The 16,529-nt window shown below is 70.9% G+C and carries 13 protein-coding genes; 8 read left to right on the top strand and 5 right to left on the bottom strand.

Annotation, left to right across the window (positions count from 1 at the left end; translation table 11 throughout):
* Window positions 1–71 precede the first annotated feature (71 nt).
* The gene (gene hemW / locus H9Y04_RS27185) at window positions 72–1,304 is read left to right on the top strand and encodes a radical SAM family heme chaperone HemW (RefSeq protein WP_187816678.1); all 1,233 of its coding nucleotides are present in this window, start codon (window positions 72–74) and stop codon (window positions 1,302–1,304) included.
* A gap of 388 nt (window positions 1,305–1,692) precedes the next feature.
* The gene (locus tag H9Y04_RS27180; RefSeq protein WP_187816677.1) at window positions 1,693–2,280 is read left to right on the top strand and encodes a Uma2 family endonuclease; all 588 of its coding nucleotides are present in this window, start codon (window positions 1,693–1,695) and stop codon (window positions 2,278–2,280) included.
* Here the strand turns inward: H9Y04_RS27180 and H9Y04_RS27175 are convergent.
* Both H9Y04_RS27175 and H9Y04_RS27170 read right to left on the bottom strand, forming a co-directional pair.
* The gene (locus tag H9Y04_RS27175) at window positions 2,258–3,079 is read right to left on the bottom strand and encodes a DUF3097 domain-containing protein (protein ID WP_187816676.1); all 822 of its coding nucleotides are present in this window, start codon (window positions 3,077–3,079) and stop codon (window positions 2,258–2,260) included. The genes H9Y04_RS27180 and H9Y04_RS27175 overlap by 23 nt on opposite strands.
* Before the next feature lie 35 nt (window positions 3,080–3,114).
* Window positions 3,115–3,837, bottom strand: coding sequence for an MBL fold metallo-hydrolase (locus tag H9Y04_RS27170; protein WP_187816675.1), 723 nt, complete (start codon window positions 3,835–3,837; stop codon window positions 3,115–3,117).
* A 142-nt stretch (window positions 3,838–3,979) separates the two neighbouring features.
* Between H9Y04_RS27170 and hrcA the strand changes: the two genes are divergently transcribed.
* The 5 genes from hrcA (at window position 3,980) to H9Y04_RS27145 (ending at window position 8,494) form a co-directional block, all read left to right on the top strand.
* Window positions 3,980–4,996 carry a heat-inducible transcriptional repressor HrcA gene (gene hrcA / locus H9Y04_RS27165; RefSeq protein ID WP_187816674.1) on the top strand — a complete coding sequence of 339 codons (1,017 nt, stop codon included), beginning with the start codon at window positions 3,980–3,982 and terminating at the stop codon, window positions 4,994–4,996.
* On the top strand, window positions 4,997–6,133 hold the full coding sequence (dnaJ, locus tag H9Y04_RS27160) for a molecular chaperone DnaJ (RefSeq protein WP_187816673.1): 1,137 nt from the start codon (window positions 4,997–4,999) through the stop codon (window positions 6,131–6,133). It begins immediately after the preceding gene.
* An 89-nt stretch (window positions 6,134–6,222) separates the two neighbouring features.
* Window positions 6,223–7,296 carry a nitronate monooxygenase gene (locus H9Y04_RS27155; RefSeq protein ID WP_187816672.1) on the top strand — a complete coding sequence of 358 codons (1,074 nt, stop codon included), beginning with the start codon at window positions 6,223–6,225 and terminating at the stop codon, window positions 7,294–7,296.
* On the top strand, window positions 7,293–8,036 hold the full coding sequence (locus H9Y04_RS27150) for a 16S rRNA (uracil(1498)-N(3))-methyltransferase (protein ID WP_187816671.1): 744 nt from the start codon (window positions 7,293–7,295) through the stop codon (window positions 8,034–8,036). The genes H9Y04_RS27155 and H9Y04_RS27150 overlap by 4 nt, the downstream gene beginning before the upstream one ends.
* 11 nt (window positions 8,037–8,047) lie before the next feature.
* Window positions 8,048–8,494 (top strand): hypothetical protein, encoded by a 447-nt coding sequence (locus H9Y04_RS27145; protein WP_187816670.1) that lies wholly within the window; start codon window positions 8,048–8,050, stop codon window positions 8,492–8,494.
* Window positions 8,495–8,553: 59 nt separating this feature from the next.
* On the opposite strand, the gene H9Y04_RS27140 is transcribed toward H9Y04_RS27145, so the two are convergent.
* Complete coding sequence (locus H9Y04_RS27140; RefSeq protein WP_236071483.1) at window positions 8,554–9,084, bottom strand: hypothetical protein; 531 nt, start codon at window positions 9,082–9,084, stop codon at window positions 8,554–8,556.
* A 59-nt stretch (window positions 9,085–9,143) separates the two neighbouring features.
* Here H9Y04_RS27140 and H9Y04_RS27135 point away from each other — a divergent pair, with 59 nt between their 5' ends.
* Window positions 9,144–12,374, top strand: a complete 3,231-nt coding sequence (locus H9Y04_RS27135; RefSeq protein WP_187816669.1) for a S41 family peptidase — start codon at window positions 9,144–9,146, stop codon at window positions 12,372–12,374.
* Between the two features lie 91 nt (window positions 12,375–12,465).
* On the opposite strand, the gene H9Y04_RS27130 is transcribed toward H9Y04_RS27135, so the two are convergent.
* Window positions 12,466–15,264, bottom strand: a complete 2,799-nt coding sequence (locus H9Y04_RS27130; RefSeq protein WP_187816668.1) for a CDP-glycerol glycerophosphotransferase family protein — start codon at window positions 15,262–15,264, stop codon at window positions 12,466–12,468.
* A gap of 121 nt (window positions 15,265–15,385) precedes the next feature.
* Window positions 15,386–16,480, bottom strand: a complete 1,095-nt coding sequence (locus H9Y04_RS27125) for an acyltransferase family protein (RefSeq protein ID WP_187816667.1) — start codon at window positions 16,478–16,480, stop codon at window positions 15,386–15,388.
* Window positions 16,481–16,529: the final 49 nt, after the last annotated feature.

The following is a 16,529-nucleotide window of genomic DNA, read 5'->3' as shown; positions in this document are numbered from 1 at the left end:
CCGGGGAGGCGGCCGGGGATCCGGCAGGGGAGCGGGCCCGGTCCCCGCGCCGGGTGGTTGACAATAGGGGCATGCCTTCTGCTCTTCCCGACGGGGAACCCGTGCCCTCCGACGGGGCGCTGCCCGCCTCCGCACTGTCCGGCAGTGCGGAGCGGCCCCTCGGGTTCTATGTCCACGTGCCGTACTGCGCCACCCGCTGCGGCTACTGCGACTTCAATACGTACACCGCCAGTGAGCTGCGCGGATCCGGGGGCGTGCTCGCCTCGCGCGACAACTACGCCGACACCCTGATCGACGAGATCCGGCTGGCCAGGAAGGTCCTCGGAGACGATCCGCGGGCCGTCGAGACCGTGTTCGTGGGCGGTGGCACGCCGACGCTGCTGCCCGCCGCCGATCTCGTACGGATCCTCGGCGCGATCAGGGACGAGTTCGGGCTCGCGGACGGGGCCGAGGTCACCACCGAGGCCAATCCGGACTCGGTCGACCCCGCGTATCTCGCGGCGCTGCGCGCCGGGGGCTACAACCGGGTCTCCTTCGGGATGCAGAGCGCGAAGCAGCATGTGCTCAAGATCCTCGACCGTACGCACACACCGGGGCGGCCGGAGGCCTGTGTGGCCGAGGCGCGCGCCGAGGGCTTCGAGCACGTCAACCTCGACCTGATCTACGGCACGCCGGGGGAGAGCGACGACGACTGGAAGGCTTCCCTGGACGCGGTGCTCGGTGCGGGTCCCGACCATGTGTCCGCGTACGCGCTGATCGTCGAGGAGGGCACCCAGCTCGCCCGCCGGATCCGCCGCGGCGAGGTCCCGATGACGGACGACGATGTGCACGCGGACCGCTATCTGATGGCGGACGAGGTGCTCTCCTCGGCAGGTTTCCACTGGTACGAGGTGTCCAACTGGGCCACGTCCGAGGCGGCCCGCTGTCTGCACAACGAGCTCTACTGGCGCGGCGCCGACTGGTGGGGCGCGGGGCCCGGCGCCCACTCCCACGTGGGCGGGGTGCGGTGGTGGAACGTCAAGCATCCGGGGGCGTACGCGGGCCGGCTCGCCGAGGGTGCCTCGCCGGGGGCGGGGCGTGAGCTCCTCTCGCAGGAGGACCGGCGCGTCGAGCGGATCCTGCTCGAACTCCGGCTCATCGACGGCTGCCCGCTGTCCCTGCTCAAGCCCGCCGGTCTCGCGGCCGCCGAGCGCGCGCTCGCGGACGGTCTGCTCGACCCCGTTCCGTACGGGGAAGGGCGGGCCGTACTGACGCTGCGGGGGCGGCTGTTGGCGGATGCGGTGGTCAGGGACCTGGTGGACTGAGGCGGCTGCCGCTGAGTTCCCCGTGTCGGCGCCGAGCGCCACGGGATGGGCCGGGCGCCGGTCGTCAAGTGGCGAGCAGGTCACCCGTATCCGGTGGGATGCGTGGGCCGGGGCCCGCCCGTGCTGGGCTCGAACCCTGGACGGCTCGTGCACATCTGCAACTCTGCGCGGCGGGCGAGATCGACCGGGACAGTTCGCTGCTCCGGGTCGTACGCGACGCCGAGCCACTGAAGACTGTCCGGTCCTATAGGGCGGTACTGGCCACGCAGGTCGTCGAGCGGGACGATCACACGGCTGAGTGAACCCGTGCGAATCTCGGACGTGCCTGCCTACCCTGTTCCTACGCTGCTGTCGCACGAGCGATGGCGAGAAGCGGAGGGCCACGGAGATGACCGCTGTGGATGACCGGCCAGTCCCTGACGTCGTCGAGTTCTTCGAGAACCTCGAGGTTCCGGAGGGCTACAGGGCTGAGCTCCTCCGGGGGGACATTGTGATGGTGGCCGGGCCGGATCTGGTCCACAACCGGATCGTCCAGGACGTTCAGGACCAGATTCCACGCAGGGCCTGGGATCGGCTCCAGACCCAGGACATCGCGATCCGGGGGGAGAGCAGCGAGCCCCAGCCCGACCTCGTCGTTCTCGAACGAGGTGCCGGTCCGGCACAGGGGCGGCTGCTGCCCGCCGAGATCATCACCCTCGTCGTCGAGGTCGTCTCCAAAACCAGCGTGGACCGCGACTACGGCGAGAAGCGGTCGATCTACGCGGCAGGCGAGGTCCCCGCGTACCTGATCATCGACCCGATGGCCGGCCAGTGCATGCTGCTCACGGAGCCGACCGGGAAGGGCGAGGCAGCCGACTACCAGGTGGAGCGCACGACGAAGTTCGGGCTCCGGGTGCAGGTGGACCTGCTCGGTGTCGAACTCGACACCACGGAGTTCCCGACGCTGCCGGGCATCACGCGCCACCGTCGCCCGTGACGAAGTCGATCAGTTCCTCGACGCGGCCGAGGAGTTCCGGCTCCAGATCCTTGTACGAGTGGACCTTGGACAGGATGTGCTGCCAGGCGGCGCCCGTGTTCGGCGGCCAGCCGAGGGCGCGGCAGATGCCCGTCTTCCAGTCCTCGCCGTGCGGAATGCGGGGCCAGGCGGCGATGCCCACCGCGGAGGGCTTCACCGCTTCCCATACGTCGATGTAGGGGTGGCCGACCACGAGGACATTGCCGCCGTCCGCGCCCGTGACCGAGGCCGCGATACGGGACTCCTTCGAGCCGGGGACCAGGTGGTCGACCAGGATGCCCAGGCGGGCGTCCGGGCCCGGGGCGAACTCCGCGACGATGGCCGGGAGGTCGTCGATGCCCGACAGGTACTCCACGACCACGCCCTCGATGCGCAGATCGTCGCCCCAGACCCTCTCGACCAGTTCGGCGTCGTGACGGCCCTCGACATAGATACGGCCGGCCCGTGCCACCCGCGCACGGGCCGTCGGTACGGCGACCGAGCCGGATGCCGTACGGGTGGGACGTACGGGGGCCGCGCCCGTGGGGCGGGTGAGGGTCACGACCTTGCCGTCCAGGAGGAAGCCGCGCGGTTCCATCGGGAACACCCGGTGCTTGCCGAAGCGGTCCTCGAGGGTGACCGTGCCCGCCTCGCAGCGGATCACCGCGCCGCAGAAGCCCGTCGCCACCTCCTCGACGACCAGGTCCGTGGTCGCCTCCACGGTCGGCACCGGCTTCGGCTTCTTCCACGGCGGGGTCAGGTCGGGGCTGTAGCTGCGCATTCGGCCGACAATAGGAAAGCGGTGGGCCGGGCGGGTTACGACACGCCGAACCTTGCGGCCAGGGCCTCGCGCTGCGTACGGACAAATTTCGCGTCCACCACCGAACCGTGCCCCGGCACGTAGCGGGCCTCGGGTCCGCCGAGTTCGAGCAGGCGGTCGAGGGCGTGCGGCCACAGGCCGGGGGTGGCGTCCGGTCCGGCCTGCGGATCGCCCGACTCCTCGACGAGATCGCCGCACAGGAGGAGTTCCGCGTCCGGGATCCAGGCGACCAGGTCGTACGTGGAGTGCGCGGGGCCGGCGAGCGCGAGCAGGACTTCGCGGCCGCCGCCCAGGTCGATGCTCCACTCATGGGTGATGAGGTGGTGCGGCCGGATGACGATGTCGGCGGCGGCGGACGCCTCGTTCTCGGGGACGCCCTGGCGCACCGCGTCGAGGCGGAGCTCCTCGAGCCCGGCCGAAAGGACCTGTTCCATGCCCGCCGCCGCGTAGATCTGCGCGCCGGCGAACGCGGCCGTGCCGAGGACGTGGTCGAAGTGCGCATGGCTGAGGGCGATGTGCGTGACACGGCGTCCGCCGAGCAACGCCTGCACCTGTGTGCGGATCTCGGCGCCCTCGCGCAGTGAGGAGCCCGTGTCGAAGAGGAGCGCGCCCGAGGAGCCGACGACGAGCGCGACGGTCGCGTCCCAGACGGGGAGCCGTCTGCGGCCGACTCCGTCGGCAAGCTCCTCCCAGCCGAACTCTTCCCAACTGAGGTTCATACCGTGACGCTATCCGCATCGGGCCGGACCGGCCTTGCCGGGGCGGCACCCGACGGCCGTACACTGACCAGAAGCTTTGCTGGCACTCGCACGTCATGAGTGCCAGACGGCCGGACCGGGATCGACAGATGGAGGTGCGCGGATGCTCAGTGAACGCAGGCTCGAGGTGCTGCGCGCCATCGTCCAGGACTATGTGGGCACCGAGGAGCCGGTGGGGTCGAAGGCCCTCACCGAGCGGCACAAGCTCGGGGTCTCGCCCGCGACCGTCCGCAATGACATGGCGGCCCTGGAGGACGAGGGGTTCATCGCCCAGCCTCATACGAGTGCCGGGCGGATTCCCACGGACAAGGGGTACCGGCTCTTCGTCGACAAGCTGGCCGGCGTCAAGCCGCTGTCGGCTCCCGAGCGCCGTGCCATCCAGAGCTTCCTGGACGAGGCCGTCGATCTCGACGACGTCGTCGGCCGGACCGTACGGCTGCTCGCGCAGCTCACGCGGCAGGTCGCCGTCGTGCAGTACCCCTCGCTGACCCGGTCCACGGTGCGGCATGTGGAACTGCTCTCGCTCGCGCCCGCGCGCCTGATGCTCGTGGTGATCACGGACACGGGGCGGGTCGAGCAGCGGCATGTCGACTGCCCGGCGCCGTTCGGTGAGAGTTCGCTCGCGGATCTGCGGGCCCGGCTCAACAGCAGAGTGGCGGGACGCCGGTTCTCCGACGTGCCGCAGCTCGTCCAGGATCTTCCCGAGTCCTTCGACCGGGACGACCAGGGGACGGTCGCGACCGTCCTCGCGACGCTTCTCGAGACCCTTGTCGAGGAGACCGAAGAGCGGCTGATGATCGGCGGCACCGCCAATCTGACGCGCTTCGGACATGATTTCCCGCTCGTGATCCGGCCGGTGCTCGAAGCACTCGAGGAGCAGGTCGTGCTCCTCAAACTGCTCGGCGAGGCCACGGACTCGGGCATGACCGTACGGATCGGGCATGAGAATGCCCACGAGGGGCTCAACTCCACGTCGGTCGTCTCGGTCGGCTACGGTTCGGGCGGCGAAGCAGTCGCCAAGCTCGGCGTGGTCGGCCCGACCCGCATGGATTACCCCGGAACGATGGGAGCAGTACGCGCAGTGGCACGTTACGTCGGACAGATCCTGGCGGAGTCGTAAGTGGCCACGGACTACTACGCCGTACTCGGCGTGCGCCGCGACGCTTCCCAGGACGAGATCAAGAAGGCCTTCCGCAGACTCGCCCGCGAGCTGCACCCGGATGTGAATCCGGACCCGAAGACCCAGGAGCGGTTCAAGGAGATCAACGCCGCCTACGAGGTGCTCTCCGACCCGCAGAAGAAGCAGGTCTACGACCTCGGCGGAGACCCCCTGTCGGCCTCCGGCGGCGGTGGTGCCGGCGGCTTCGGCCAGGGCGGGTTCGGGAACTTCTCGGACATCATGGACGCGTTCTTCGGTACGGCGTCCCAGCGCGGACCCCGTTCCCGTACGCGCCGTGGCCAGGACGCGATGATCCGGCTCGAGGTCGAGCTGGACGAGGCCGCGTTCGGCACCACCAAGGACATCCAGGTCGACACGGCGATCGTCTGCTCGACCTGTTCCGGTGAGGGTGCCGCGCCCGGCACCTCCGCGCAGACCTGTGACATGTGCCGCGGCCGCGGTGAGGTCTCGCAGGTCACGCGGTCCTTCCTCGGCCAGGTCATGACCTCGCGGCCGTGCCCGCAGTGCCAGGGCTTCGGCACCGTGGTGCCGACCCCGTGCCCGGAGTGCGCCGGTGACGGCCGCGTTCGGTCGCGGCGCACGCTGACCGTGAAGATCCCGGCCGGTGTCGACAACGGCACGCGGATCCAGCTCGCCGGCGAGGGCGAGGTGGGCCCCGGTGGCGGTCCCGCCGGTGACCTCTATGTCGAGATCCACGAGCTGCCGCACCCGGTGTTCCAGCGGCGCGGCGACGATCTGCACTGCACGGTGACCATTCCGATGACGGCGGCCGCGCTCGGTACGAAGGTGCCGCTCGAGACGCTGGACGGGATGGAGGAGGTCGACATCCGGCCCGGCACGCAGTCCGGTCAGTCGATCCCGCTGCACGGCCGTGGCGTCACGCATCTGCGGGGCGGCGGGCGCGGTGACCTCATCGTGCATGTCGAGGTCATGACGCCGCAGAAGCTGGATCCCGAGCAGGAGCGGCTGCTGCGGGAGCTGGCGGCGCTGCGCGGTGAGGAGCGGCCCACGGGTCAGTTCCAGCCCGGCCAGCAGGGTCTGTTCTCGCGGTTGAAGGACGCCTTCAACGGGCGCTGAGTTGTGCGCTTGCGGGCCTGCCCTCCTCTCGTACGAGAGGAGGGCAGGCCCGATTTAGCAGGGAACGGCGGACGTGGCACGATGCCGTCATGTCCACCGCACTGACCGATCTCTGCCCCCACCCGATCGTGCAGGCCCCCATGGCGGGTGGCGCCTCCTGCCCCACTCTGGCCGCTGCCGTCTCCGAGGCGGGCGGGCTCGGTTTTCTCGCCGCCGGGTACAAGACGGCCGACGGCATGTACCAGGAGATCAAGCAGGTGCGCGGTCTGACCGGGCAGCCCTTCGGGGTGAATCTGTTCATGCCGCAGCCCGAGCTGGCCGACAAGGCCGCGGTCTCCGTCTACTCGGCGCAGCTCGCCGGTGAGGCCGCCTGGTACGAGACCCCCCTCGGCGATCCGGACGCCGATCCCGACGACGGCTTCGACGCCAAGCTGGCGATCCTCGTCGAGGACCCGGTGCCGCTCGTCTCCTTCACCTTCGGCTGCCCGAGCCGCGATGTGCTCGACGCCCTGGCCCGCGTCGGCACGTACAGCGTCGTCACCGTCACCACGCCCGAGGAGGCGCAGGCCGCGCAGTGGGCGGGGGCCGACGCGGTGTGCGTGCAGGGCATCGAGGCCGGCGGCCACCAGGGCACGCACCGCGACGATCCGCAGGCGGACGGCGCGGGGATCGGGCTCCTTTCGCTGATCACGCAGGTGCGCGAGACCGTGCAGCTGCCGATCATCGCCGCGGGCGGTCTGATGCGCGGCGGACAGATCGCGGCGGCCCTTGCGGCCGGTGCGGACATGGCGCAGCTCGGCACAGCCTTCCTGGTGTGCCCGGAGTCCGGCGCCAATGTGCTGCACAAGCAGGCCGTGACCAACCCCATGTTCGTACGGACGGAACTGACCCGGGCCTTCTCCGGGCGGCCCGCCCGCGGCCTGGTCAACCGGTTCCTGCGCGAGCACGGGCCCTATGCGCCGGCCGCGTATCCGCAGGTGCATCACCTCACGAGCGGGCTGCGCAAGGCCGCCGCGAAGGCCGGGGACGCGCAGGGCATGGCGCTGTGGGCCGGTCAAGGACACCGGATGGCACGGGAGTTGCCGGCCGCGCAGCTGGTCGAGGTGCTCGCCGCCGAGTACCGGTCCGCGGCCTCCTCGCTGGGCGCCAGGGGTGCGGCATGACCGCCCCCGTGTTCGTGGTCGAGTCCCTCGAAGGGGCCGGGCCCGGTGCCGTGCTCACGCTCGACGGGCCGGAGGGCCGGCATGCCGTGTCCGTGCGCCGGCTCCAGATCGGTGAGGAGATCGTGCTCACCGACGGTCAAGGGCGGGCGGCGGCCGGGCACGTGCTGCGCACGGAGGGCAAGGACAAGCTCTTCGTCGAGGCGTCCGAGCTGCGCGAGGAGCCGGAGCCTGCGCCGCGGATCACTGTCGTGCAGGCGCTGCCCAAGGGCGACCGCGGTGAGCTCGCCGTCGAGATCATGACCGAGACGGGTGTGGACGGCATCGTGCCGTGGGCCGCGTCCCGCTGCATCACGCAGTGGAAGGGCGAGCGGGGCGCCAAGTCCCTCAACAAGTGGCGGGCGACGGCGCGCGAGGCGGGCAAGCAGTCGCGCCGGCTGCGCTTCCCCGAGGTCGGCGAACTCGCCTCCACCAAGCAGGTGGCCGCGCTCCTGGGCGAGGCGTCGTTCTCGGCCGTCCTGCACGAGGAGGGCAGCGAGCCGCTCGCGTCCGCCGAGCTGCCGGCGTCCGGATCGATCGTCCTCGTCGTAGGGCCCGAAGGGGGCGTGTCCCCGAAGGAGTTGGAGGCGTTCGCCGCGGCGGGCGCGAAGCCGTACCGGCTCGGGCCCAGTGTGCTGCGGACGTCCACGGCGGGTACCGCCGCGGCGGCGCTGCTCCTCGGACGGACGGGGCGCTGGGGATAGTGGCGACAGTCGTGAGCCGGAGCAGCGCCGACGTCGAGGAGTTCTGCGCCCGGGTCAGGGAAGCCGCCGAGCCCGCGTACGACTGGCAGCGCACCGGGCAGGGCTTCGAGCTGGCCGTGGACGTGCCCGAGCCGTCGCGGTACGTGCGGAAGCGGCACACGTATCAGGTGGTGCTGCGGCCGGCGGCGAACACCTTCACCATCACGGACGTGGTCCGTACGCAGCAGCGCGGTCCGGCCGGGCAGTGGAGCAGCACGGTGGAGCGGGGCCGCGCCCGCTATCGCACCTTCAGCAGTGCGGTGGACGGCTCGGGGCGGCAGAGCTTCCGTTCCGCGGACGGGCACCGGCTGATCCGGGGGTTCGCCGAGGAGCTCGGCTGGCAGGAGGAGGCCCGGCCACGGAGCGGGTGGGGCGGATCTTCGGGTACATCGGCGGCGGCATCGCGGCCGCGACGCTGATCGCCCTGGGGATCGTGTTCCTCGCCGGCGGGTTCTCCTGAGCGCACGCCCACGCCGCGTCACTTTCCGGGACGGCAGTCGCAGGTCGGCGGATACACGGTCACCGTCGTCGTCACCGTGACGGTCGGCTGCGGGCCGTTCCCCGGCGGACGTGAACTCGGCGGCGCGTCCGCGCAGTTGCCCAGGACCTTCGCCCGCAGGACGGTCTTGCCCCCGACCTTGCCCGTCAGATCACCCCGTACGCACGCACCGCCCAGCTCCTCGGTCACCTTGCCCGTGAGGGTGATGTCGCGGCCGTCCTTGGTCCTGCCCTCGCAGTCCACCGTCGCGATGCTGCGTACGGAAGGGGACTTGGAGGAGTTCGGCGTGCCGCCGCCCTCGCCGTAGGTCGAAGTGCAGCTGAGCCACTGGACGTCCACGCCCTTGCGCTCCAGGGCGTCGGTGCCCTTCTGGTCCGTGGTGATCGCCACGGCGACCGTGTTGAGCCCTCCGGCGATGTCCTGGCATGCGGTGACGCCCAAGGTCAGGGCAGCCACCGCCCCGGTCGCGGCCAGGACCCGGCGATCGCGTAAACGCCTCAATGCGCCCATACGAGACAGGTTCCCACTGGGACTCCCGGAGCGGTAGAGGCCCTGCTTAAGGTGTGGCCGTGACCACCCCCTCGAACCTCCCGCATCCCTCGTATCTCCGATACCCGCATGTGCACGGCGAGTTGGTCGCCTTCACGGCGGAGGACGACGTCTGGATCGCACCGCTCGAGGGCGGGCGTGCCTGGCGGGTCAGTGCGGACAACATGCCCGTGAGCCATCCGCGGATATCCCCGGACGGCCGCCATGTCGCCTGGACCTCGTACCGGGACGGCGCGCCCGAGGTGCATTACGCGCCCGTCGACGGCGGGCGGGCCGAGCGCCTGACGCACTGGGGGAGTCTCAAGACCTCGGTCCGCGGCTGGACCCCCGATGGCGGCATCCTCGCCGTCACCACGTACGGCCAGGCCTCCCTGCGCCGCCAGTGGGCCTGGGACGTCCCGCTCGACGGCGGGCCCGCGACGCGGCTGCCGTACGGGCCGGTCGGCGATGTCGCCTGGGGGCCCGACGGGCAGGTGCTGCTCGTCTCCGTGTCGATGGGGCGCGAGGCCGCGTACTGGAAGCGGTATCGCGGCGGTACGGCGGGGAAGCTGTGGATCGACCTGGGCGGGGAGGGTGAATTCACCCGCGTGCACGAGGAGTTGGACGGGAATCTCGAATACCCGCTGTGGGTGGGGGAGCGGATCGCGTTCCTGTCGGATCACGAAGGGGTCGGGGCGCTCCACTCCTCGCTGCCGGACGGATCGGACCTGCGGCGGCACAGCCCGGCCGAGGGCTACTACGCGCGGCACGCGGCGAGCGACGGGCAGCGGGTCGTGTACACAAGTGCCGGTCAGCTGTGGGTCGTCGACGATCTCGACAGCGAACCGCGGCTGCTCGACATCCGGCTCGGCGGGCAGCGCGTCGATCTGCAGCCGCACCCCGTCAAGGCCGACCGCTTCCTCGGCGCGACCGCGCCCGACCACACCGGCCGGGGCAGCGCCGTGTCCGTACGCGGCTCGATCCACTGGGTGACGCACCGCGAAGGCCCGGCGCGGGCGCTCGCCTCCACTCCTGGTGTACGGGCCCGGCTGCCGCGCACCTTCCGGGTCAGCGGCGAGGAGCACGTGGTCTGGGTGACGGACGCCGAGGGCGAGGACGCCCTGGAGTTCGCGCCCGCCGCCGGGGTCGCCACGGGCGCTTCCGTACGGCGGGTCGCCGCCGGGCAGTTGGGGCGGGTCCTCTCACTCGCGATGGCGCCCGACGGCAGCCGCGCCGCGGTCGCCTCGCACGACGGCCGGGTGCTCCTGGTCGACCGCGAGAGCGGCGAGGTGCGCGAGGTGGACAGAAGCGAGGACGGCGACGCCACCGGCCTGGTCTTCTCGCCGGACTCGGCCTGGCTCGCCTGGTCGCACGCGGGCCCTTCCCCGCTACGGCAGTTGAAGCTCGCCAACACCGCCGACCTCTCCGTCACCGAGGCCACGCCACTGCGCTTCCGTGACTTCTCGCCGGCCTTCACGCTCGACGGCAAGCACCTCGCGTTCCTCTCGGAGCGCTCCTTCGACCCGGTCTACGACGCGCATGTCTTCGACCTCGCCTTCGTCGGCGCCTGCCGCCCGCACCTGATCACGCTCGCGGCGACCACCCCGTCCCCCTTCGGACCGCAGCGCCACGGCCGCCCCTTCGAGTCCACCGAGAAGAGCGAGGAGGTCCCGGGCGGCGAGGACCAGCCCGCGACCCGGATCGACCTCGACGGACTCGCCGACCGGATCATCCCGTTCCCCGTCGAGGCCGCCCGCTACTCCACCCTGCGGGCAGCCAAGGACGGCGTCCTGTGGCTGCGCCATCCCGTACGCGGCGCACTCGGCGTCTCCCGCGCCACCCCCGACGACCCGGGCCCGCGCACCGAGCTCGAACGCTACGACCTGGCGCAGCAGCAGATCGAGGAACTGGCCACCGACGCCCACCACTTCACCGTCACCGGCGACGGCAAGCGCGTCCTGCTGCACACCGGCGAGGTCCTGAAGGTCATCCCCAGCGACCGCCGCCCCTCCACCGACGAGAGCAGCGACTCCAACATCACCGTCGACCTGTCCCGTATCCGCCAGCAGATCGAACCCGCCGCGGAATGGCGGCAGATGTACGAGGAGACCGGCCGGCTCATGCGCCAGAACTTCTGGCGCCCCGACCTCGGCGGCATCGACTGGGACGGCGTCCTCGACCGCTACCGCCCGGTCCTGGAACGCGTCGCCACCCACGACGACCTGGTCGACCTCCTCTGGGAGGTGCACGGCGAGCTCGGCACCTCGCACGCCTATGTCACCCCGTACGGCGGCTACGGCTCATCCGATACGCGCCAGGGCCTGCTCGGCGCCGACATCTCCCGGCACGAGGACGGCAGTTGGCGGATCGACCGCATCCTGCCCTCGGAGACCTCCGACCCGTACGCGCGCTCCCCGCTCGCCGCACCAGGCGTCGCGGTCCGCCCCGGCGACGCCCTGGTCGCCGTCGACGGCCGGCCCGTGGACCCGCTGCGCGGCCCGGGACCGCTCCTGGTCGGCTCGGCCGGCAAGACCGTCGAGCTCACCGTCTCGCCCTCCGGCGGCGGCGACGTACGCCATGCGGTCGTGGTCCCGCTCGCCGACGAGGAACCGCTGCGCTACCACGCCTGGGTCGCCGGCCGCCGCGCGTATGTGCACGAGCGGTCGGGCGGCCGCCTCGGCTATCTCCACGTCCCCGACATGCAGGCGCCCGGCTGGGCCCAGATCCACCGCGACCTGCGCGTGGAGGTGGCCCGCGAGGGCCTGGTCGTGGACGTGCGCGAGAACCGCGGCGGCCACACCTCGCAGCTCGTGGTCGAGAAGCTCGCCCGCCGCATCGTCGGCTGGGACCTGCCGCGCGGCCGCCGCCCGTTCAGCTATCCGGCGGACGCGCCGCGCGGCCCGGTGGTCTCGGTGGCCAACGAGTTCTCGGGCTCGGACGGCGACATCGTCAACGCCGCCATCAAGGCACTCGGCATCGGCCCGGTCGTCGGCGTGCGCACCTGGGGCGGCGTCATCGGCATCGACAGCCGCTACCGTCTGGTCGACGGCACCCTGGTCACCCAGCCCAAGTACGCGATCTGGCTGGAGGGCCCGGGCTGGGACGTGGAGAACCACGGCGTCGACCCGGACATCGAGGTGGTGACCGCCCCGCAGGACCATGCGGCAGGCCGCGATCCCCAGCTGGACACGGCGATACGGGTGGCCCTGGAGGAACTGGAGCGCACACCGGCGAAGGCGGCCCCGGACCTTCCGGGACTCGGCCGGGACTGAGGACGTACGACGAAGGCGCCCTTTCCTATGGCGAAGGCGCCCTTCCCGCTCGCTTCGTACGAGCGGGAAGGGCGCCTTCGCCACCGGAAGGTCAGCGCACCGGCTGCGCCTCGGCGGAGGGGGCGGGCAGCACGTGCCCGGCCGAGAGCTCCAGCATCCGGTCCACCACCCGCTCCGCGGCGTGCCCGTCGGACGGCTCGCAGAAGTCCCGGGCGAACTGCTCGTAGCGCTCCTGGTAGGTGCGGCTCACCTCGTCGATGTCCCGGATCGCCGCGATGAGCTCGTCCGAGGTCTTGATCAGCGGGCCGGGCGCACGCTCACCGAGGTCGAAGTACAGGCCTCGCAGCTCGTCGCGGTAGTGCTCCAGGTCGTACGTGAAGAAGAGCATCGGCTTGCCGGAGTGGGCGAAGTCGAAGAACACCGACGAGTAGTCCGTGATCAGTACGTCGGCGATCAGGTACAGCTCGGCGATGTCCGGGTAGCTGGTCACGTCGTGCACGAAGCCCTGGCCGGCACCGGGGATGCTGTCGAGCACCTTCGGGTGCTTGCGGTAGAGGAAGACGTGGTCGTCGCCGAGCACCCGCTGCGCCGCGCCCAGATCGACCTGGTTGTCCAGCTTGAAGCGGCGGCCGCCGTAGCGCTGGTCGTCCCGCCAGGTCGGCGCGTACAGCACGATCTTCTTGCCCTCGGGGATGCCGAGCCGGGCTCGGACCAGCGCGGCCCGCTCCTCCTTGTCGGCGGAGTGGAACATGTCGTTGCGCGGATAGCCGGACTCGAGGATCTCGCAGGTCGCACGGAACGCGTTCTTCATGATCGGAGTGGTGAACGCGTTCGGCGACACCAGGAAGCTGTACTGGCTGAACCGGTCGTTGAGGCTGGCGATGTACGCGAGATTCGCCTTGGGGGTGCCGAGCAGGTCCGCGCCGATCTTCTTCAGCGGGGTGCCGTGCCACGTCTGCACCACCACCTGCCCTTCGCGCCGCTGGAACCAGTCGCGGATGCCGTGGTTGAAGACCAGATAGCGGCTCGTGGCCAGCGCCTCGTACCACTCCTTGCTGGCCCACTCGACGGTGGTGACACCCTCCGGCACCACGGCCTGCTCGTCGGAGACCGTCCAGATGTGCTCCACCTCGACGCCGCGGCGCACCAGCTCCTCGTAGACCGCCCGCGGCGAGTCCGAGAACTGCTTGCCGCCGAAGCTCGCGTAGAGCACGGCTTCCTTGATCGGCAGTTCGCGCTGCTGGGTGTGGAACTTCTCGCGCAGCTTCCGCTGCCGGTACCCGCCGGTTTCGTCAGGGCCCAGAACGGATCCCGACTCCAGGAAGAAACGGTCGAACGAGCTGCGCCCGACCGTGTAGGTCCGCCGACCGCCCTGCCAGCGCTTGGGCAGCGTTTCCACCAGGTCCTGCCGCAGGGTGACGGGGATGTCCCGGACGTGGTCCCACTCCTCCACGGCGCGGAAGTTGAAGTGCCACCGTCCGGCGCGCAGCGGCACTTCACCCTCGTACGTGGACACGGCGTCGGGCGTGAAGCAGGCGGTGAACCGGCCGTCGGCGAAGGACATGTCCAGAGCCCGGTCCTCGTGCCGGCCCGTGTGCCGCAGGAGCAGCCGCATGCGGTCGCCGGGGCCGCTGTAACTGCCCTCGACGGTGAGCTCGCCGGCCGCGTTCCACTCCACCCGGTCCACCACCGGCCGGCGCGCCTGTGCCCGGAGGCGGAAGACACCCACCGCGTCCGTGTCGACCGCGATCTCCTCGTCCGTACCGTGCGGATAGGCGCGCGCGGTCATCGTCTCGGCGACCGTCGCCCGCCGCTCCTTGCCGTCGGCGAAGCGGATCATCGTGTGCAGGTCGGCCGTTGCGCCGAGGGCGTCCTGTGCCGTGGGGAGCTTGTCCAGCGGGACGCGGGCCTCGTACTGGATCCAGCCCTGGCCGCCGGAGCGCCGCTCCAGCGGGAACTCCATGGAGAACGCGGGCGGAGCGTCCTTCACGGGCTGCTCGATGCGCAGCGTCTTCGGCTCGCTGTCCGGACGCGCCCGGACGACGAGAGTGAGGATGCCGTTGTCGACGGAGTGCCCGGTGACCTCGGCGGGCACCACGTCCACGGTGAGCTGGAGCCGGTTCTTGGGGAACGTGGCGACCAGCCGGACCCCGTCGTCGAGGCGGCGGACGAGTCCGTCGACCGCACTGCCCAGGTTGCCCTTGGCGAGCCGGCCGGCGTACAGGTTGCCGGGGCCGGCGATGATCATGCCGAGGTCCCACTTCGAGGACTGCCAGCCGCCGCGGCGGCGCAGCTGCCGCGGGTTCACGCTGAGTTCGAAGCCGGAGCCGTCGAAGTTGTGCATCGACTGCTTGGACTCGGCCGTCGCCGCGGGCTCGACGAAGCTGCGGATCCGCAGCGGGACGACGCGCTTCGATCCCCGGCGGCGCAGGGCGGCCATCCGCAGGCCGCCCTTCTCGAACGGGACGTTCGCGACGTACGCGTAGCCCCGTACGCGCAGCTTGCCGTCCGCCCAGTCGAGCTCCGTGATCCTGCTGCGGACCGGGATGTCCTTGCGGTTCAGGGTGGCGATGTCGTCCGGCAGGACGGAGGAGTCGAGACCGGGCAGGGACAGCCGCGCGGTGCGCAGACCCTGCACCTTGATGGTGGCCGGGTGCTCACGGTCGTGCGCGAGCACCGCGAGCAGCTCGGACAGCCGCCCGTCCGCGGCGAGCTGCCACTTCGTCCTGGTGATGGGGCCCGCGGTGCGCAGGACCTTGCGGTCGAGCCCCGCCACGAACCTCTTCGCGTCGGCGAGGAAGAGCTGCTGCTCCTCGGGCGTGGCCTCCGGCAGGTACCTGAGGCGCCGGGCCAGCTCATCGGGAACACGATCGGTAAAGCGAGCAGCCACTGACGCTTGCCTTTCTGCGACACAAAGTGAACGAAGCGCGAAGGACACATCGCGCGACGGTGAATGTGGGACAACGCAGAGAGGAAGAGGGTTGTACGGAAGCGGAACAAGGTTATGCAGATCACATACGCGGCGAAGCGGTTGACGTCTCGGGGTTCCGGTCCTTGAAGATCCAGTTCAGCTTGGGCTCGACGACGAAGGACAGCGCGCGGTGCACCGGACGGGTGCACAGCAGCGTCGCTCCCAGGACGGCCGCCGCCGTGATCGCGAGCTTGCCGCCGGGGGTGTGCAGCCAGTGGGTGTGGTGCCAGCCCGCGTACTCGACGCCCCTGATGACGAAGCCGTGCAGCAGGTAGCCGGTGATGGTCCCGGCCCCGAGCGCGGTGACCGGCAGCCTGCGGCCGGGCACCAGGGCGAAGAAGCAGATCGACAGGACTGTCGAGCAGACGAAGAGGGCGGCCGCCATGGCCACGCCCACGCCGGCCGACACCTCCAGCTCCGTGACGCCGTCCCGGCGGTAGAACCAGCTCGTCGACATCCGCGGCACCGCCCAGTACGCCAGGACGGCCGCGGCGGCGACCACGGGCAGAGCGAGCAGCCGCGTCGCACGGCGGCGGATCAGCCCGAAGTGTTCGGGCTTGAGTACCAGGCCGAGCACGAAGAAGGGCAGGAACTGAAGCACCCGGCGCAGCTGGAAGTCGTTGCCTATGCCCTGCGCCACGAGCCCCACCACGGAGAGCGCGAAAGCGATCAGCACCGGCCGGCGCAGGGCCAGCCAGATCGGGGTGGTGAGCCGCCAGATGAACAGTGCCGCCAGGAACCACATCAGCCAGTACGGGTCCGTGGGCGTCAGACGCTGCCCCGGATCGGCGAAAGCCCGCTCGAAGAGGGTGTAGGCCAGCTCGAACACGAGATACGGCACGAGGACGGTGGCGACCAGCCGGCCGACACGTCCCTCGGTGGTGCGGAAATTCCGCGAGAAGTACCCGGAGATGATGATGAAAGCCGGCATGTGGAACGCGTAGAGAAGGAGGTACGCCGCTTCCAGGACGCGGCTTTCGCCGCGCAGCAGTTCCCAGGAATGCCCGACGACCACCAGCACGATCGCCGCGTACTTCACGTTGTCGAAGTAGGGGTCCCTGCCCTTGGTGCGAGGGGCGGGAGTGGGGGCCGCGCCCGCTGGGGCCTGCCTCCGCGCGAGTTCAAGAGTGGGCATCTGGCGGACCCTACTCACGCCTTCCGGGGGCTCGCAGTGAGGCAGAGCA

The organism is Streptomyces polyasparticus (assembly GCF_014493765.1).
Taxonomy (GTDB): Bacteria; Actinomycetota; Actinomycetes; order Streptomycetales; family Streptomycetaceae; genus Streptomyces; species Streptomyces polyasparticus.
Note: the sequence above shows the minus strand (reverse complement) of the source record. Positions and strands in the feature narration are given on the sequence as shown.